1 protein-coding gene is annotated in these 1,555 nt (G+C 65.1%); it reads left to right on the top strand.

What is annotated here, in order from left to right; all coding sequences use genetic code 11:
* Positions 1–1,555 (top strand): Hsp70 family protein (locus ACRXB1_RS35835; RefSeq protein WP_449494745.1); only part of this gene is annotated, 1,555 nt, incomplete at both ends.

Raw genomic sequence — 1,555 nt, 5'->3', positions numbered from 1 at the left:
CCGCTTCCTTCGACGACGGCGCGCGCGCACTCACTCTGGAAGCGGCCCGAATAGCCGGCCTGCCCCGATTGCGCCTGCTCGAAGAACCGCAAGCGGCGTTCTACGACTGGCTGTTCCAGCATCGCGCCACGCTCGATACCGAGTTGGCGCAGACCCGTCTCGTCCTCATTTGCGATGTCGGCGGCGGCACGACCGACCTCACGCTGATCAAGGTCGAGCTGAAGGACGGCGAGCCGGAGCTGACGCGGATCGGCGTCGGCAATCATCTGATGCTCGGCGGCGACAACATGGATCTCGCGCTCGCGCATCTCGTCGAAACGCGGATGGTGACCGCGCCTGCCCGTTTGTCTGCGGTGAGTCTGTCGCAACTGGTCGAGCGGTGCCGCGCCGCCAAGGAGCAGCTTCTGGGTGCGAATGCGCCCGAGACCTTGTCGATCACGCTGCTTGGCGCGGGCTCGCGGATGATCGGCGGCGCGCGTTCGGTGGAAGTGACGCGGCGGGAAGCCGGGCACATCATCGTCGATGGATTTTTCCCGCTGGTTGCATCGAGCGAGCGGCCGCGGCGTTCGCGCAGCGCGATCGTCGAATTCGGACTGCCCTATGCAAGCGATGCCGGAATCACGCGGCATATCGCGGCGTTCCTGAATCAGCACGCGGCGCAATCGCGCGATGCGCTGGGTTCGCCCGTAGCCGAAGCCGGAGCCGAAGCCGAAGCGGATACTGAAACGCTGCCCGTCCCCGATACGCTGCTGCTCAACGGCGGCGTGTTCCGCGCGCATGCGCTCGTCGAGCGTCTTGCCGATACCCTCGGCTCGTGGCGCGGCAAACCGCTGCATGCGCTGCACAACGACAACCCCGATGTCGCCGTCGCACGCGGCGCCGTGGCATATGGACTTGCGCGGGGTGGAATCGGACCGCGCATCGGCGGCGGCGCGGCGCGCAGTTATTTCCTCGTGCTCGAAGATGAAAGCGGCGGCGAGCGCAAAAACCAGCAAGGCATCTGCCTCTTGCCGCGCGGCACGGAAGAAGGCCGTGAAGTATTTTTACAGGATCGTGTATTCACGCTGCTGCTTGGACATCCGGTGCGGTTTCATCTGGTTTCATCGACGGGAGACAGGGCCTATCAGCCTGGCGAGCTCGTCGATCTTTCACAAAGCGACTTCGTCCGCCTTCCGCCCATAGCCACCGTGGTCCAGCCGCGCTCGGCCAAAGGTCCGCGCGAGACGCCGGTGCAGCTTTCGGCGTCGCTGACGGAGGTCGGGACGCTGGAGGTGCATTGCATCGACGAGGCGGACCCGTCAAAGCGCTGGCAGCTCGAATTCCAGCTACGCCGCGAAGCTTCAGCCGGCACCACGGTGGGAGAAGTCCTCCATCCAGCGTATGAAAAAGCCATCGAGCAGATCGACCGCGCATTCGGCGACCGTGCCCACAATGTCGACCCGAAGGAAGTCAAGCGCCTGCGCGCGCAACTCGAACATCTGCTCGGTCCGCGCGATACATGGGACAGCGCGCTCCTTCGCGAACTGTTCGGCGCGTTCCCACAGCGCGCCGAACA

This window comes from Caballeronia sp. M23-90 (genome assembly GCF_053574605.1).
Note: the sequence above shows the minus strand (reverse complement) of the source record. Positions and strands in the feature narration are given on the sequence as shown.